The 16737-nt window shown below is 50.5% G+C and carries 14 protein-coding genes and 2 other annotated features; of the genes, 5 read left to right on the top strand and 9 right to left on the bottom strand.

The genetic code is table 11. The features are described from left to right. Window positions 1-41 precede the first annotated feature (41 nt). A complete protein-coding gene (locus tag ACZ5EJ_RS06450) occupies window positions 42-761 on the top strand; it encodes a c-type cytochrome (RefSeq protein ID WP_074455340.1) in 720 nt (239 codons plus the stop codon). Then, the gene (locus ACZ5EJ_RS06445) at window positions 758-2035 is read left to right on the top strand and encodes a c-type cytochrome (protein WP_074455341.1); all 1278 of its coding nucleotides are present in this window, start codon (window positions 758-760) and stop codon (window positions 2033-2035) included. Before ACZ5EJ_RS06450 ends, ACZ5EJ_RS06445 begins: the two co-directional genes overlap by 4 nt. Window positions 2036-2123: 88 nt before the next feature. Here ACZ5EJ_RS06445 and ACZ5EJ_RS06440 read toward each other — a convergent pair whose 3' ends face one another. Next, window positions 2124-3233, bottom strand: a complete 1110-nt coding sequence (locus ACZ5EJ_RS06440; protein ID WP_011634434.1) for a TolB-like translocation protein — start codon at window positions 3231-3233, stop codon at window positions 2124-2126. Between the two features lie 175 nt (window positions 3234-3408). Between ACZ5EJ_RS06440 and ACZ5EJ_RS06435 the strand changes: the two genes are divergently transcribed. Both ACZ5EJ_RS06435 and ACZ5EJ_RS06430 read left to right on the top strand, forming a co-directional pair. Continuing rightward, the gene (locus ACZ5EJ_RS06435) at window positions 3409-6807 is read left to right on the top strand and encodes a M20/M25/M40 family metallo-hydrolase (RefSeq protein ID WP_464556779.1); all 3399 of its coding nucleotides are present in this window, start codon (window positions 3409-3411) and stop codon (window positions 6805-6807) included. Between the two features lie 25 nt (window positions 6808-6832). Further along, complete coding sequence (locus ACZ5EJ_RS06430; protein ID WP_074455342.1) at window positions 6833-7267, top strand: glycine zipper family protein; 435 nt, start codon at window positions 6833-6835, stop codon at window positions 7265-7267. A gap of 183 nt (window positions 7268-7450) precedes the next feature. On the opposite strand, the gene ACZ5EJ_RS06425 is transcribed toward ACZ5EJ_RS06430, so the two are convergent. From ACZ5EJ_RS06425 to ACZ5EJ_RS06410, 4 genes are all read right to left on the bottom strand, one after another. Next, a complete protein-coding gene (locus tag ACZ5EJ_RS06425; protein ID WP_074455343.1) occupies window positions 7451-9067 on the bottom strand; it encodes a dihydroxyacetone kinase subunit DhaK in 1617 nt (538 codons plus the stop codon). A 195-nt stretch (window positions 9068-9262) separates the two neighbouring features. Further along, a complete protein-coding gene (locus ACZ5EJ_RS06420) occupies window positions 9263-9733 on the bottom strand; it encodes a VOC family protein (RefSeq protein ID WP_011634430.1) in 471 nt (156 codons plus the stop codon). Window positions 9734-10184: 451 nt separating this feature from the next. Next, window positions 10185-11413 (bottom strand): IS3 family transposase gene (locus ACZ5EJ_RS06415; RefSeq protein ID WP_464556777.1). Its coding sequence is split into 2 segments (ribosomal slippage): window positions 10185-11134 and window positions 11134-11413, totalling 1230 coding nucleotides; the frame shifts between segments, so codons are not numbered across the junction. Beyond that, window positions 11019-11135, bottom strand: a sequence feature (AL1L pseudoknot). (Overlaps the previous gene by 117 nt.) Window positions 11414-11468: 55 nt before the next feature. Next, window positions 11469-12344 carry a LysR family transcriptional regulator gene (locus ACZ5EJ_RS06410; RefSeq protein WP_011634428.1) on the bottom strand — a complete coding sequence of 292 codons (876 nt, stop codon included), beginning with the start codon at window positions 12342-12344 and terminating at the stop codon, window positions 11469-11471. Window positions 12345-12730: 386 nt separating this feature from the next. Here ACZ5EJ_RS06410 and ACZ5EJ_RS06405 point away from each other — a divergent pair, with 386 nt between their 5' ends. Then, window positions 12731-12964 (top strand): hypothetical protein, encoded by a 234-nt coding sequence (locus tag ACZ5EJ_RS06405; protein WP_041353494.1) that lies wholly within the window; start codon window positions 12731-12733, stop codon window positions 12962-12964. Window positions 12965-13799: 835 nt separating this feature from the next. Here the strand turns inward: ACZ5EJ_RS06405 and ACZ5EJ_RS06400 are convergent. The 4 genes from ACZ5EJ_RS06400 to ACZ5EJ_RS06385 form a co-directional block, all read right to left on the bottom strand. Further along, entirely contained in the window at window positions 13800-13949 is a 150-nt protein-coding gene (locus tag ACZ5EJ_RS06400) for a hypothetical protein (protein ID WP_011634427.1), read from the bottom strand. Then, window positions 13946-15174 (bottom strand): IS3 family transposase gene (locus ACZ5EJ_RS06395; RefSeq protein ID WP_464556777.1). Its coding sequence is split into 2 segments (ribosomal slippage): window positions 13946-14895 and window positions 14895-15174, totalling 1230 coding nucleotides; the frame shifts between segments, so codons are not numbered across the junction. Before ACZ5EJ_RS06395 ends, ACZ5EJ_RS06400 begins: the two co-directional genes overlap by 4 nt. Then, window positions 14780-14896 (bottom strand) — a sequence feature (AL1L pseudoknot). (Overlaps the previous gene by 117 nt.) A 122-nt stretch (window positions 15175-15296) precedes the next feature. Then, window positions 15297-15797, bottom strand: coding sequence for a CC0125/CC1285 family lipoprotein (locus ACZ5EJ_RS06390; RefSeq protein WP_011634425.1), 501 nt, complete (start codon window positions 15795-15797; stop codon window positions 15297-15299). Between the two features lie 79 nt (window positions 15798-15876). Continuing rightward, window positions 15877-16677, bottom strand: a complete 801-nt coding sequence (locus ACZ5EJ_RS06385; protein WP_011634423.1) for a DUF4145 domain-containing protein — start codon at window positions 16675-16677, stop codon at window positions 15877-15879. Window positions 16678-16737 lie beyond the last annotated feature (60 nt).

The raw sequence follows: 16737 nt of genomic DNA, 5'->3' as shown, positions 1-16737 counted from the left end.
TATTTCGTTTATTTTGATAACTTTTCACCAGTTGAGTGTAAATGAAATTTATTGTTTTTATTCTATTATGGGCGATCGTTGGCTTGGCCAATGCGCTAGAGCCGGGGGCATCTGAAATTCCTGATACGCTGGAGCAGCGTGTCAAGCCTTGTATTATTTGCCATGGTGATGAGGACAGAGCAGGACGGGATGCATATTATCCGCATATCGCGGGTAAACCTGCTGGTTATCTATTCAATCAGTTGCGCAATTTCCGTGATGGGCGACGTTATTACCAAGCAATGGCGATTTTGCTGGAAAATATGTCTGATGACTATCTGCTTGAAATTGCCCATTATTTCTCCTCCCTGAAATATTCCTATCCACAACCGACAGTAAACACACTTTCACCCGATGAAACAGAGGCAGTGGAAACACTGATTCATTCGGGCGACCCTGACCGGGATATTCCCGCCTGTAGTGCCTGTCACGGTAAGGCATTAACAGGGACGAAACCCTTTATTCCCAGTTTGCTGGGTTTGCCGCATGCCTATCTGGCTGCTCAATTTGGCGGCTGGCGCAACGGTGGAATCATGCGTGGACAAACACCAGATTGTATGTCTGAAATAGCCAAAAAAATGACACAGGAGGAAGTAAATGCGTTGGCCATATGGCTGCCTACCCAGCCAGTAACGGGTGAGCCCGCAGAAATGGAAGAGCTGACTCCGGAACTTATGCAGCGTTGTCATACGATTTTATCTGGAGAGGGCTTTATCCAATGAAATTATCAAATAAATTCAAATTTACCGGGAGATGGCAAACTATTATTTTTGCAGCGAGCCTACTGTTGCCATTGTCAGTTGTTGCTGCAAACCAGTTTCCAGCCCCAGATGCTGAGCAAGTTAAGCGTGGCGAATATCTGTCGCGTGCTGCGAATTGCATGGGCTGCCACACGACCCGAGGCGGAGAGCCTTACGCTGGCGGACGTACACTGAAAACACCATTTGGTGAATTTGTAACACCAAACATCACGCCGGATAATGAAACTGGCATTGGTCGCTGGAGTGGTGAAGATTTCTGGCAGGCACTTCATTTCGGGAAAGGGCGCGATGGCAGCTATCTGTACCCTGTCTTTCCCTATACCGAATATACAAAGGTCACGCGCGAGGATGCAGATGCCATATTCGCTTATCTGCGTTCATTGAAGCCGGTTGCGCAGACCAATCCGCCACACAAGATCAACCCGCCCTACGATAACCAGTTTCTGCTGTTCCTGTGGCGGACATGGTACTTTAAGGAGGGGGTGCATGAGCCGGATAATTCCAAAAGCGAAGAATGGAATCGCGGTAACTACCTGGTACAAGGGCTTGGGCATTGTAATGCCTGCCATACCCCGCGCAATGTATGGGGTGCCACTCAGGATAGCAAGCTGGCAGGGGGTGAAATCATGGGGACCTACTGGTATGCCCCTTCGCTGATTTCTCCATTGGAAGCGGGGGTAGGGGAATGGTCAATAGATGAAATCGTCAAACTTTTGTCCACCGGTATAAACGAGCATGCGGTAACTTCCGGCCCCATGGCCACTGTTGTTCGGCAAAGCCTGCAATATCTGTCTCCTGAAGATATACGTGCCATGGCGGTTTACTTGCAATCTATTGGTGAGAAGCGTAGCAGGAATGAGGCACTGAAAAAAATCCCACCCATGCCGGAACGAGTCAGCAAATATCTGGCACTGGGGAAACCGGTATATGAAAAACATTGTCAAGGTTGTCACGGTGAATCAGGAGAAGGCGTGCCGGGCATTTATCCACCGCTGGCAGGTAATCGTAATGTTACTATGACTTCACCACACAACACCATTCGCAGCGTGCTGTATGGCGGGTTTCCTCCCGTCACGGCGGGTAATCCGCGCCCTTACGGCATGCCGCCTTTCCAGCACATCATTCGCGACAATGAAATTGCCTGGGTGGTTTCCTACATCAGAAATACCTGGGGAAATCTTGGCAGTTTGGTAAGCCCGGAAGAAGTTGATAGCAGCCGGGGAAATGAGTTCTGAAGCCGGGCTGGGTTGACGTTGGCTGACAGTTTTATTTTTTACAACTGTCAGCCAGACTAAACAACCACTGATTTTAACCAATAGTTATTTATTTCAACCCCAGACTTTCCAGTGCTTTTTCATGGTTCCATTTGCCATGAAAAAGATGGCCTTTTTTATCAGGTGTGCGATCGCTGGTCCAGGTGATGTACTGGCCATCCGGTGTAAATACCGGTAGACCATCAAATCCTTCTTCCTCTGTTACTCGTACGGGCTCTTTCTTGCTGTCAACATCAACGACGTAGAGCTCAAAATTCCGGTGCCCCTCAACGTTGGCTGCGAAAATAATGTACTGATTGGATGGGTGGTAAAAAGGTGCCCAGGACATTTTATTGAGCCGGGTAAGTTGCTTTTGATCCGATCCATCAATATTCATGGTGAATATTTCTGCTTCTTGCCCATTTTCCGAGAAACGACGCCAGACGATCCTTTTTCCATCCGGACTGAAGAACGGGCCACCGTCATAGCGGTTGGTATGCGTCAGTCTTTTTACATTGGAACCATCTGCATCCATGATGTAAATATCGATTAGGGAAGAAGGGTTATTGTTGAACAGTGCAGTTTCTTCTTCGGTAAGCGGCTCGCTGTAAGCCCGGCGGTTGGAGGCAAATGCAATCAGCTTGCCATCTGGCGACCAGGAAGCCTCTGCATCATATCCTTTGGTATTGGTGAGATTTTTGATATTTTTACCTTCAAAATCGGCTTCATAGATATCATAGAATTCGTCATAATCCCAGGCATACGCCCTGCGTTGGCCAGATTTTCTTTGCTCAATCTCAGCAACCATCTTGGCTTTTGCTTCGGGATCGTCATGGGTTGAAGAAAACAACACCTTCTCCTGGGAAGGATGTACCCACGAACAAGTGGTTTTGCCAATACCAGGTGAAATCTGCTGCACATTCTCGTTGGCAAGATTTTTCAGATAAATCTGGTAAAAAGGATTCTCACCAGCAACTTCTGCCTGATAAACCAGCCAGTTACCATCAGCACGGTAATACCCTTCACCTGACCTGACTTCCTGCCCCGAAACTTGTTTGGCATCGGTAATGAAACCGGCTGCTCCTGCCTGAGCCATAACAAGAAAACAGGCGGTTGCCAGTAAATTACGAGCAAATGGCAGGCCACCGGAAAGGTTGATTGGCTGTGTAAAATTTTTCATTTGGTTCATAATCCTCGTCAGTAAATAAAAATCATTTAAGCATAGTTCCCGTAAAAAGATAAGCAAAGGTAAGCGAACCCACCCGTTACAAGGGCATCATAATAAAGAATCATCAAACCAGCCCGAACGATCTGGTTCGCTATTCAATTCAGTTTCCGATAATTTTTAATCAGTTATGACACTCCCAATCCGTTTTTTTATCCTGTGCTGCTTCATCTTTATCAACCTGCTTTGTAGTGTGCTTGTGCTGGCTAATGACCAGACATTTCACCACCGGATGGAAATCATACTCTCGCCGGACACCTCGAAAATTCAGGTCAAGGATCAGATTCATGTCCCAAAACATGTGCTCAATCCAACAGCAGCTACTCGTCTGGAATTCAGCTTGCATGCGGGTTTATCGGTTACAGTAAATAAAGGAGTAGATATTGTCGCCCGAACAGCTGATGTGGTTGCGGGCTATGCCGGCCCGGTACCGCTGAAGCGTTACACTATAACGTTACCGGCAGGGCAGGAATCTTTCTCACTGGCTTTTAACGGACAGATTCACCATGCAGTGCGTGATCCCAGTCTGGAATACGCACGCAGCTTTAGCTATTCGCCTGGATTGATTTCGGAAGAAGGCGTGTTTCTGGCCAACTCAACTGCCTGGTATCCCCGGTTTGATGAAGATATGGTGTCATTTCACCTGAATATTCAGCTGCCAGCCGGTTGGGATGTTGTCAGCCAGGGAAAACTGTTGCAGGAGCAGACCACAGCAACCACCCGGCATGTTATCTGGGAAGAAAACCATCCGCAGGATGATATTTATCTGGTTGCCGGGCGCTATCAGCGTTACCAGCAAACAGCCGGGCCGGTCGAGGCCTATGTTTATCTACGCAGCGCGGATGAGGCATTGGCACAAAAATATCTGGATGCCACCGGGCAATACATCGCCATGTACAGCAAGCTGATCGGGCCTTACCCCTATGCAAAGTTTGCACTGGTCGAAAACTTCTGGGAAACCGGTTACGGCATGCCTTCGTTTACCTTGCTGGGACCGCGAGTCGTGCGTTTTCCTTTCATTCTGCATACCTCCTATCCGCATGAAATTTTGCATAACTACTGGGGTAACGGCGTATTTGTTGATTACCGCAAAGGTAATTGGTCAGAAGGATTGACTGCTTATCTGGCCGATCATCTCGTCAGCGAACAGAGTGGCAAGGGAGAAGAATACCGTCGCGATGTGTTGCAAAAATATGCTGATTTTGTCAACAAGGAAAAGGATTTTCCAATTGTCCAGTTTACTTCGCGCCATAGTCCCAGTACGGAAGCCATTGGTTATGGCAAAACCATGATGCTGTTTCACATGTTGCGGCAGGAGCTGGGGGATCAAGACTTTACCCGGGTGCTGCGCACCTTCTACCAGCAATACCAGTTCAAACAAGCCACGTTTGAAGATCTGCTGACAACTTTTAATACCCAAACCGGCAGGGATTTTTCTTCGTTCTTTCAGCAATGGGTGTATCAGAGTGGTGCGCCTGATCTGCTGCTGGAAAGCGCCCAGGCTGAACCTGTAGGCAATGGGTTCAGGCTTAAAGCCGTTGTTAAGCAAACCCAACCAGGTGTTCCTTATCAATTGAGTGTGCCGGTGGCAATTCATCTGGAAGGGGAAACGGCTGCTCGACAGAGTCAAATTAAAATCGATCAGCCAGGTAATGTTATTGAAATGGATTTCCCGGCACGTCCGGTACGTATTGATATTGATCCCCAGTTTGATGTATTCCGGCGTTTGGATAATCGCGAGATTCCTTCCGCCTTATCGCAAGGTTTTGGTGCAGAAACCCCCTTGCTGATCTTGCCTTCCAACGTCAGTGAAGAACTGATGCAAGCTTATCAATCGCTGGCCACTAATTGGCAGAAAACGCAAGCCGGTTCGCTGGAAATTGTCCGGGATGATCAACTGCAAGCATTGCCTGCTGATCGCACAATCTGGGTTCTGGGCTGGCAAAACAAGTTCAGCAACCAATTGATTGATTCCCTGGCAGAGCAAGGCGTAGCCAGAAAAGAAGGCACACTGCAGCTAAGCGGTAAAATCTGGCAACAGAGCAGGCACGCTGTGGTACTGACCACACGCCAACCGACCAATCCGGATTTAACCCTGCTATGGGTGGCAGCCGATCAGCCCGCAGCGATTGCAGAACTGGCCAGAAAATTGCCGCATTACCGCAAATACAGCTATCTGGTATTTGAAGGAGATGAGCTGAATAACATCAGCAAGGGGCAATGGCCAATCACCCATTCACCGCTGACGCAGCTGATCACCCAAAAAGATAACGCGACGTTTACCTCGAATCACGTCGGTACACTGGCACCGCGTCATGCATTGGCAGAATTGCCGCCGTTGTTTTCAGAAAGTCGCATGTTGAAGGATATTACATTTCTGGCCAGCGAAGCATTCAAGGGGCGCGAGCTGGGCAGCCCAGAGCTGGATAAGGTAGCGGAGTATATTGCACAACAATTCCAGCAGGCAGGGTTGCAACCCGGAGGAGAAGGTAAAAGCTATTTTCAGACTTGGCAGCAGGATGTTGGCGTGCCCAAAGGCAAAATCGCACTGCGTAACGTCATCGGCATTCTGCCAGGCACTAATCCGCAACTGGACGGGCAAAGTCTGGTGATTGGCGCGCATTATGATCACCTTGGTATGGGCTGGCCAGATGTACGCGCCGCCAATCGTGGCAAGATTCATTATGGTGCGGATGATAATGCCAGCGGTATTGCCGTCATGCTCGAACTGGCACGGCAGGTTGCAACCAAATGGCAACCGCAACGTACTATCATTTTTATTGCTTTTACCGGTGAAGAAGCCGGTCTGCTGGGCTCAACCCATTATCTTGACAATCCATTATCCGGTTATCCATCGGAAAAAATCATTGCCATGCTCAATCTGGATACCGTTGGCCGACTGGGAAATAACCCCGTCACGCTGTTTGGCACGGGTACGGCACGTGAGCTAGTGCATGTTTTCCGGGGTGCCGGTTTTGTTACCGGTATTCCTGTCAACCCTGTGGCGAGCGATTTTGGTTCCAGCGATCAGGCAGCTTTCATCAAGGCGGGAATACCAGCAGTCCAGTTCTTTGGTGGCGCGCACGAGGATTACCACGCGCCGGGCGATACTGTCGATAAAATCGATACCGCCGGGTTGATCAAAGTGGCAGCCATTCTCAAAGAAGGTGCTGAATATCTAGCCAATCGCATCGAGCCGCTGACCGCCATGCTTGATACACAGCCATCCCGTTTAACACAGACGCCTGCGCAGACAAATGCCAAACGTAAAATCATCCTTGGCACCGTGCCGGATTTTTCCTGGCAGGGGGAGGGTGTACGAGTGGAAGATATTATTGCCGATTCCCCGGCACAACAAGCGCAGCTACAGCCGGGTGATATTTTGATTGAGCTGGCAGGACAACCCATCACCAACCTGAAGTCGTATGCAGCTATTCTCACAACCATGAAAGCAGGAGAAAAAGTAGTGCTGCAATTTCAGCGGGGAAAAGAGCTTAAGACAATCAAAATCACACCAGTTGAACGCTAATATCAGAAATCAGGAGTGAAATACTATGATCAGCACATCAGGAAAAATAGTGGGAATCGGAATAGTACTATCAGGACTGTCTGCCTGTGCAAGCTATCAGCCTGTGCTGTATCCCAATACTTACTATCAGTCTGTCGGAAGAACTATTGCAGACCGGGATATCAGAGAATGCAGACAACTAGCTGAATCAGCCGGAGCAAGGGAAGGAAGCGGAAGCACTGGCAATACAGCAAGAAGAACAGCTGTTGGTGCAGGCGCCGGCGCAGCCAGTGGAGCAGTTGGCGGAGCCATTGCTGGTGCTCCCGGACGTGGCGCTATGGTTGGTGCTGCCAGCGGCGCTACCTGGGGATTATTGTCAGGTATGTTTGGTTCTGGTACGTCGCAGCCAGCTTCAGCCTATATGAATTTTGTAAACCGCTGTTTACGTGAAAAAGGTTACGAAGTGACTGGCTGGCAATAAGCTGATGTCGCTTCGTGGCGCGGCTTAATTCAGGCATTAGGTTTCATGAGAAAGCAGTACCACCTTCGAAATAGCAGGCAAGGGATTTTGGCCTGGGACGTTAACAATCTCATTCGTCTGACAGCGGATCTGATAGTGACGTAGTTTCATTACATGTTTTAAATAGATGCTTACTATCTAAAATTAGGCCAAGTGTTCAAACAGTCGCGCGACCGCCTCAGCACCTGGATCAGCGTGACCGACCAAATGCTTGGCATTGACATAGGAAGCGCGACCAACATTCGCCACACTCATGTGGGCAGTGCGATCGGCACCTGCACGCGCGGCTTTCGCCGCTTCGGACAGGCTCTCTTCCAGGGCATCAAGAGCCGGCGCAAGGGCATCGACCATGGTGCGGTCACCCGGACGTGCCCCGCCGATCTCCTGCATTCTCCGCAGTCCGGCCTGCAACGCTTCGTACATTGGCAAGCCGCTTGACGCGGCGTCGCCCGTTGCGGCGAAGAAGATCGCGAGGAGCACACCGAACGAGCCTCCCATGGTTTTGGAAAGCTCCAAGCCAATAGCGCGATAGAGTTGGGTATGGTCGGCAAGCGGCAATCGGTCCATGGCGCTGATCAGGGCGCGTGCCGCGCCGGCTAGCGTGCTTCCGGTGTCGCCATCGCCTGACTTCGCGTCGAGCGCGTTGAGGTCGTTCTCAGCGGCGATCAGAACCTCGCAGCATCTGGTCAGGAACTCCCTGGTCGGCTTGTGCTGCGAGGGCATCGGAACGACAGGCGTCAGGCCGTCCGGAAGCGCCTGAATAGCGACCTGGCCCAGCCGGGAGACCCGCGGCCATGCTGCCAGCGGCGTGTGCTGCTTGAGCAGGGCGATCTCGGTATCGTCGGCAGGATAGACCGAAATCGAAAAGCCGTGCATGTCGAGAGATGTCATCATGGCCGCCGGCCCGATGACGTGGGTTATCCGCTCGCCAATCGCTGACCGCTGGATTTCGTTGAGGATGATCGACATCTCGATGATCGACGTGCCGCCGAGATTGTTGACCATAGCGACATGCGGCTTTTCTTCCATTGCAACTGACAGGTGCTCGACCATGGCAGCGACAGCTTCGCTCGCGCCCTTGAACTCGACCTGCTCAACTCCGGCTTCACCGTGAATGCCAAGCCCAAGCTCGGCCATGCCGGGCGGGATGCGATCTTCCTTTGGTGAACCTGGGATGGTGCAGGTGCTGAGCGACATGCCAATACTTTTTGTCTTTGACACAACCTTGCGTGCGGCCGCGGCGACGTGCGCCAAGTCGGCACCATTTTCGGCCAACGCGCCGGCTATCTTGTGGACAAAAAGCGTGCCAGCAACGCCGCGGGCTTGGGGCAAGCCTGGCAACGCCACATCATCGTCGACGATAACTATCTCGACATTTAAGCCAAACTGGCGAGCGCGCTCAGCCGCCAGCCCGAAATTCAATCGGTCACCGGTATAATTCTTGACGATGAGCAGGCAACCGGACGATCCTGTCACGGCAAGGATGCCTGCCAGTACTGCATCGACTGTCGGCGAGGCGAAGATGTCGCCGCACACCGCAGCCGTCAGCATCCCTTCCCCGACGAAACCCGCATGTGCCGGTTCGTGGCCTGATCCACCTCCCGAAATCAACGCGACCTTGGACTTGTCCCAGTCATTGCGTACAACCACCCGTATATGCGGATAGCCGTCGAGCCGCGCCAGCTTACCGCCAGACGCCGCGATCAGGCCATCGACGGCTTCGGTGACGATGCTTTCTTTGCTGTTGATGAACTGGGCCATGTTTTCAGATCTGTTGCAAAAAATAATTTGTGATAAAAATGAATTTAAAAGTTATTAAAAGATATTTAGTTAAGGGTCTTAGGATGTTTAGTCCCACGGTGTGCTGGTGTAACATATAACCAACTACGGAGGGATGATTTATGGGACGATTCCTCACAAAGTAAAAACCTTGAATGAATTTTAGGCCGCGGACTTCTAGTCACGAACTGCTGCTGCTTCAATTGCAGCGATGTCAATTTTCTTTTGCTTCATCATGGCTGCCATCGCTTTGGCAGAAACATTCTTGTCTGCATTCATCGTCAATTCCGTTAGTCTTCTCGGGAAAATCTGCCACGAAACCCCGTAGCGATCTTTCAGCCAGCCGCAGACGCTTTCCTCGCCACCATCTGCGGTCAGCGCGGTCCACAGTCGATCAGTCTCGGCCTGATCGGCCGTTTCGACCGAAATCGATACTGCCTCAGTTAAGGTGAAATGCGGCCCAGCGTCGAGAATCTGGTAAGGCACCCCGCCGAGCGAGAAATCAATTACCGAGAAAGGGCCATTTCCGGCATCGCCAGAAAAGGTCCTCTCGACTCGGCTTCCCGGGATCAGAGAGCAGTAGAATTCTGCGGCTTCGCGGCCTCGCCCGTCTCGGAACCAGAGACAAGTACGGATAGAGCTGGACATAGTGTTACTCCTGGTGTGAGTAGGTCAATTACTGCGGCCTAACGGTTGAACTAAGCCGCAACGGGCAGCGCAGCGGTCGTACGAGGCAAGGAAACACTTTAGCGTGAACGAAGCAAGACCCGCAAGCCCGTTGTCGGCTTGAGTGATTGGTTATGCAGCAGATTGAGGTTCATTCATACCCAATCTGCGGACGAGAGCCAGGAAAGTCGCCCAATGGTCTCGACGGACAATGAGCTTCTCCTCAACAATCATAGCATTTTCCAAAATATTGGCTACGCGGTACCCATAGATCGACTTGAATGTCTTTAGGTCAATCAGCTTCTCGCTAAGCATGACTTCGCAGTGCTCGAAGAGGCCCATGTATGCTTCTACATCAGCCCATTCTTCCGCCGTGCTTGGGCCAGTGCCAGCATGAATCGTCCCGGGTTTTGAGGAGGCTGTTTGGTTAAAGTCAAGCCACCGGAATGGCTTCCCTGGCGAATTGCCTATAGTAGTTTACCTCAGCTTCTGCGGGAGGGATGTAACCGATTGGTTCCAGCAGCCGCTGGTTGTTGAACCAGGCTACCCATTCCAGCGTTGCCAGCTCCACGGCCTCCCTGGTTTTCCAGGGGGCGCGCTTGTGAATCAATTCTGTTTTGTACAGCCCATTGATGGTTTCTGCCAGCGCGTTGTCGTAGCTGTCGCCCTTGCTGCCGACCGAGGGTTCTATTCCGGCTTCGGCGAGTCGCTCGGTATAGCGAATGGAGACATATTGCGAGCCTCTGTCGCTATGGTGTACCAAGGCATCCATCCGCCCCGGTTGCCGGGCATACAGCGCTTGTTCCAGGGCATCCAGCACAAAGTCCGTGCGCATGGAGCTGCTCACCTGCCAGCCCACAATGCGCCGGGCAAATACATCGATGACGAAAGCCACATACAGCCAGCCTTGCCAGGTCGAGACATAGGTGAAGTCTGACACCCACAACTGGTTCGGACGATCTGCCTTGAATTGCCGGTTAACCCGATCCAGTGGACACGGCAGCGCCTTGTCCGGAACTGTGGTGCGCACAACCTTGCCACGCCTGGCGCCTTTCAGCCCTAACCGTTTCATGAGCCGTTCGACCGTACAGCGTGCCACCTGGACATCTTCACGCTTAAGCTGACGCCAGACCTTGTCGGCACCATAGACCTGCATGTTGGTCTGCCAGACCCGCTGTATTTGCGGCAGCAGTTCATCATCACGCAGGACGCGAGCACTGCGCAAAGCCGGATTACGCTGCTGCGCGAAATATCGCCGATACCCTGATGGGGCGACCTGCAAAACCTTGCAGATCGGCTCGACCCCATGGGCGTCGCGGTGCTGGTCGATGAACGATCTCAGGATTTGAGTTTGCGGTCGAGCTCCGCCTGAGCGAAAAAAGCGCTGGCCAGCTTCAGAATCTCATTCGCCTTGCGCAATTCCTTTACTTCGCGTTCCAGGGCTTTGATGCGGTCGCGCTCTTCGCTGGTCACACCGTCTCGCAAGCCGGTATCGGTCTCGTGTTTGCGCACCCATTCAAGCAATGTGTGGGCTGAACAGCCGATCTTCGGCGCGATGGATTCAATCGTCGACCACAACGAGGGATACTCACTGCGGTGTTCCTGCACCAGACGGACTGCGCGCGCTCTTACTTCGGGGGAATATTTATTTGATTTGTTCATGGCTCCATCTTCTCAGATAGTGGAGCCTCCTCAAAACCCGGGGCGGTTCATTCTGCTAAACCTTGCCCAGATGCTCCTGTAAGAACTTAATGAAGTGCTGTGTTTTTGCAGGCAGTAATCGGGTTGCCGTAATAGCACAGGCAGATACCGGAGCCCCGCGCCATTGAGGTAGTACGCGACGCAATCGCCCACTGGCAATATCATCAGCAACAATTTTCTCCATCATCATGATGATGCCCATATCAAGTGTTGCTAAGCGACAAATCATTCCGACACTGTTAAGCGTAAATCGGCTGCCAATAGAGATTTTGGTAGTGTTTGTCCCATTGTGCAGTGTCCATGTGTCAGCCTTCATGATGCCCAGACATTCATGGTTTGCCAGATCAGCGGGTTTGGCAGGTTCTCCCGAGCGATCAAGATATCGAGGTGAAGCATAAAGATATGTAGGGAGCACGGCCAATGGACGTGCGATCAATTGGGAATTTTCTGGTTTTCCTATACGGATTGCCACATCGAAAGGTTCATTCACCAGATCGACCCACCGTGACGTGAGATCGAAATCAAAGACGATGCCCGGATAAAGTTTTGCAAATTCGGCGATCAAGGGTGCCATGTAGGTCACGGTAAAATCCACGGGCAGTGAAGCACGTAGCACGCCACTGGGCTGTGTGAGCATTTCGCTGAGTTGCTCTTGTGCGAGTTTGGCTTCATCGACGATACGCTTACAACGCTCGTAATAAATCTGACCAGCCTCGGTTAACGTTATCTTACGCGTTGTGCGATGTAAAAGGCGCAATCCAAGCGTCTTTTCCAGCGCACTAATCCGTCGCGATAGCGTTGAGTTTGGCATTCCGATAGCATCGGCAGCACCGCGAAAGCTCTTGGCCTTGACAACCTCTACGAACAGAGCCATGTCATTCAAAAATTTCATATCTAATGCTCCATTAATGAAGCAATGTTATCCAAAAAATAGTCTTTGTTCTATATAAGAAACAATGGACAATCCCACTCTCTTGTGGAAATCATCATGAAGAAAACAAGGGGGGTATTAAAAAGGAAGCGCGAAGTCACGCTGTTGAGATCTTCGATCTGGTATTTACCTTGCTTGCACCAGCAAACCTGCATCAGATTAGACAGGTGTTGACCATCACATGAGCGCACAAGATATCACTAGAAAACCTGATAATTGGTAAGGAAAAGACTGCTGATTCAGGGTGGATTTTCTAAAATTATGAAGATCCAAATGATTACTTATCAAGACTTCCTTCATTACCACGCCATTTATGATGGGTATTTTATTATATGTAGGAGATAAATATGATTGGGGCTATTCTGAAATTTAAAGGAAGTTTGATCAAGCGTATTATTTATGTAGTTACTATTACTCTATCAGTTATGTTGATAGCTGCGTGTAATCGTCCTGGGGTACAGGTTACAGAAAGAGAAAAGGAAAATTATGAAAAAATTGTTGCTGGTGAAATAATAGAGTGTCCATACGGGCTAGATGCTAATGGATCATGCCTTGATGAAGGTGATGACGGTATCTGGTAATTATGGCGGTTACTTTTTTGTAACAAAAAACCAGAGTAAGTTTTTTATCTGATTACACTCTTCCAAGATTCTTGGAATGTACTACTAAAGTAACCTTCTATAAGATCGATTCCATCTCATTACAATATAGGAGACAGGAATCGATCAAAAGTTCTGTTATTTATTCATACTGTAATGACCCAGTAATTTCCTGCTCAGATATTATTCTCCAATATATATGATCGAGTAGCCCAAGGGAATCTCACCTTCAGGCTCTCCCGCAACGGTACGTGAATCTCTCGATTCATACCGCTCCTATCGTTCAATCATTCCGGCCTAGGTGATATGCCAATGGGCAAAGCAGTCTGGCTGTCATTTATACAAATAGCTGCAACAGTATAGAAATAATTTCACTAACTTAATGATTTGTACAATACTCTGAAATTCTTAGCTGTAATAACCTGCATTTATAACTGGATCAACCTGCATTCAATGCGATTTTGAGCCAGTAATAACTGCATCTATCCACCCCCGCAAACCAGAGATAACTGCAAATGAACCTGCATTCAATCTAGCTGACCTGCATTTATCGGTGCAAACCAGGAATAAATGCGACGGACAAAAGATCGTCAATCCTGACGGTGTTTTCAAAAAATGATTTTTTGCACTTGATTACAAGCAGATATTCACGATCCATCTCCTTTGTCATTTTCAGAAGACGACTGCACCAATCAATGAGGCATAAAGCCTGTTGTGCATACGGCGTCGTAAATTCCCTAATTTATGCGACAATCAGCGCAAGCAAAATGGATATACCCGCGTGTATCCATATCCTCGAACTCAGAATTCTCTCGAATCAGACATCCTGCGGGTTGCCCATTTGACGATCAAAAGATTGGCGAATCATGCCCATGACGTAGGGAAGCTCATCCAGGCTGGACAAGCCGACTTCAACATCGCCATTGAATCGTCCCGGGTTTCGTGGAGGCTGTTTGGTTAAAGTCAAGCCACCGGAATGGCTTCCCTGGCGAATTGCCTATAGTAGTTTACCTCAGCTTCTGCGGGAGGGATGTAACCGATTGGTTCCAGCAGCCGCTGGTTGTTGAACCAGGCTACCCATTCCAGCGTTGCCAGCTCCACGGCCTCCCTGGTTTTCCAGGGGGCGCGCTTGTGAATCAATTCTGTTTTGTACAGCCCATTGATGGTTTCTGCCAGCGCGTTGTCGTAGCTGTCGCCCTTGCTGCCGACCGAGGGTTCTATTCCGGCTTCGGCGAGTCGCTCGGTATAGCGAATGGAGACATATTGCGAGCCTCTGTCGCTATGGTGTACCAAGGCATCCATCCGCCCCGGTTGCCGGGCATACAGCGCTTGTTCCAGGGCATCCAGCACAAAGTCCGTGCGCATGGAGCTGCTCACCTGCCAGCCCACAATGCGCCGGGCAAATACATCGATGACGAAAGCCACATACAGCCAGCCTTGCCAGGTCGAGACATAGGTGAAGTCTGACACCCACAACTGGTTCGGACGATCTGCCTTGAATTGCCGGTTAACCCGATCCAGTGGACACGGCAGCGCCTTGTCCGGAACTGTGGTGCGCACAACCTTGCCACGCCTGGCGCCTTTCAGCCCTAACCGTTTCATGAGCCGTTCGACCGTACAGCGTGCCACCTGGACATCTTCACGCTTAAGCTGACGCCAGACCTTGTCGGCACCATAGACCTGCATGTTGGTCTGCCAGACCCGCTGTATTTGCGGCAGCAGTTCATCATCACGCAGGACGCGAGCACTGCGCAAAGCCGGATTACGCTGCTGCGCGAAATATCGCCGATACCCTGATGGGGCGACCTGCAAAACCTTGCAGATCGGCTCGACCCCATGGGCGTCGCGGTGCTGGTCGATGAACGATCTCAGGATTTGAGTTTGCGGTCGAGCTCCGCCTGAGCGAAAAAAGCGCTGGCCAGCTTCAGAATCTCATTCGCCTTGCGCAATTCCTTTACTTCGCGTTCCAGGGCTTTGATGCGGTCGCGCTCTTCGCTGGTCACACCGTCTCGCAAGCCGGTATCGGTCTCGTGTTTGCGCACCCATTCAAGCAATGTGTGGGCTGAACAGCCGATCTTCGGCGCGATGGATTCAATCGTCGACCACAACGAGGGATACTCACTGCGGTGTTCCTGCACCAGACGGACTGCGCGCGCTCTTACTTCGGGGGAATATTTATTTGATTTGTTCATGGCTCCATCTTCTCAGATAGTGGAGCCTCCTCAAAACCCGGGGCGGTTCAAACGGGGCGAAAATGGGCGAAGCCCGCCCCGCTGGCGGAGCGTCCCTCTCGACCGCAATGTTAGGAGTGGCCTTAATTTGCACCGCAGATAGCTTCATATTTTTTGCCGAGCGAGCCACATAAAAACTGTGCGTCATACACGAGCCCTTGGATATCAGGCTTTCCTTTGAAGCACATAATTGTGTTGGTTGTGCTCGGCTTTGAAATTAAGAAGGTTTGCCCGCCGTATGTTGTGGTGTTGGCTGTACCGTAGGCAGAATTGCCGTATGCAGTGGCGTTTGCTGTTGTATATGACTGCGTTGGCGCCGTGTATGCGCTGTGCTTCTCGCGTGATTGGCTGTCAATAATTGCGAAATGGGTAAACCCATTTTTAAGCGTAAGTTCTGCGCTGCGTAGCAGCGCCAATTCTTCTGCTCTTTCTGCGCGAGTGTAGCCGTTTCCTCGGAATGACACTCTAAAAACGTTCGTATCCAGCTGTGTTTCGCTGAACCCGCCTCCAAACCCTTTGGGCTTATATGCGGATGCGCATCCAGCGAGTGCCAAAACCAATGTGATTAACGCGATGTTTCGCATCGTTGATACTCCTAACGCCTAAGCTCTGCCGCGGCGGCGCGTTAACGCCGACGTCGGCAGGAGCGCATTGTTAGGCGAATTATTCACTCGGCTTTACCTTGCTATTGCGCTTTTCTATTGCCTCACGCTTATTTTCGGGAAGTTTTCCGTAAAGTTCTTCGACTTTCTTGGGATGGCTAATCATCTGATCGGCAATAGAGTTGATGAGGATGAGTAATTGGCTGGCGGTGTCTCTGTCATCGTTTAGATCGATTACGCCAGGATGCACCGCCTCGTTTCCGATTACACGAACTATATCCAATGACTTTTGAACAAGTGGATTCAATCCTTTTGAAACCAGACTTGCGATGTCATCATCAATGTTCTTGCCTTTCTCCCCAAGATGCATGCAGAGTTTTTGCACACAAAGGCGAAGCAACGCTGCTGCACCTCTTGGCGAATCACCAAGAATGCCCCGAGCTTCCTCATAATCCCGAATTATGTGATCAGGAAGGTCGGGATTTGGGAGCACGCCAAGTTTTTCATTTGGGTGGATCAGATTCCCATGAACCCATACAGCGACTTTGTCGCAGTTATAGCACTGACTTAGGTTTAGGTTGTTAACATTTCTATATACGTATTTGCCGTCATTCTTTTCCAGATAGATTAAACCGCTATCCATCTTGTCACACCATTCGAGGAAATTGCGTTTTGCCTCATCTGGAATGTCCTTAGTCTCGGTTATCCGTTTTCGTGTGTTTCCGTCCGGAATATGCGGGGTGGCGTTTTTGTCTCGCGCATTTGCGTATACCTCAAACCAATACTGAGTCGTGTATGCCCCGCAATGCGGACAATCGAAGGCGGTCTCAGTTATCGACGGCGGGGAAGGTTCTCTCGGCATAGCTATTTCCTTACATTCGTCCTATTCGCCTAACGCTGGAATTAACCGGCGGCGAAACCG

This window comes from Nitrosomonas sp. TNE100, from assembly GCF_055387135.1.
Note: the sequence above shows the minus strand (reverse complement) of the source record. Positions and strands in the feature narration are given on the sequence as shown.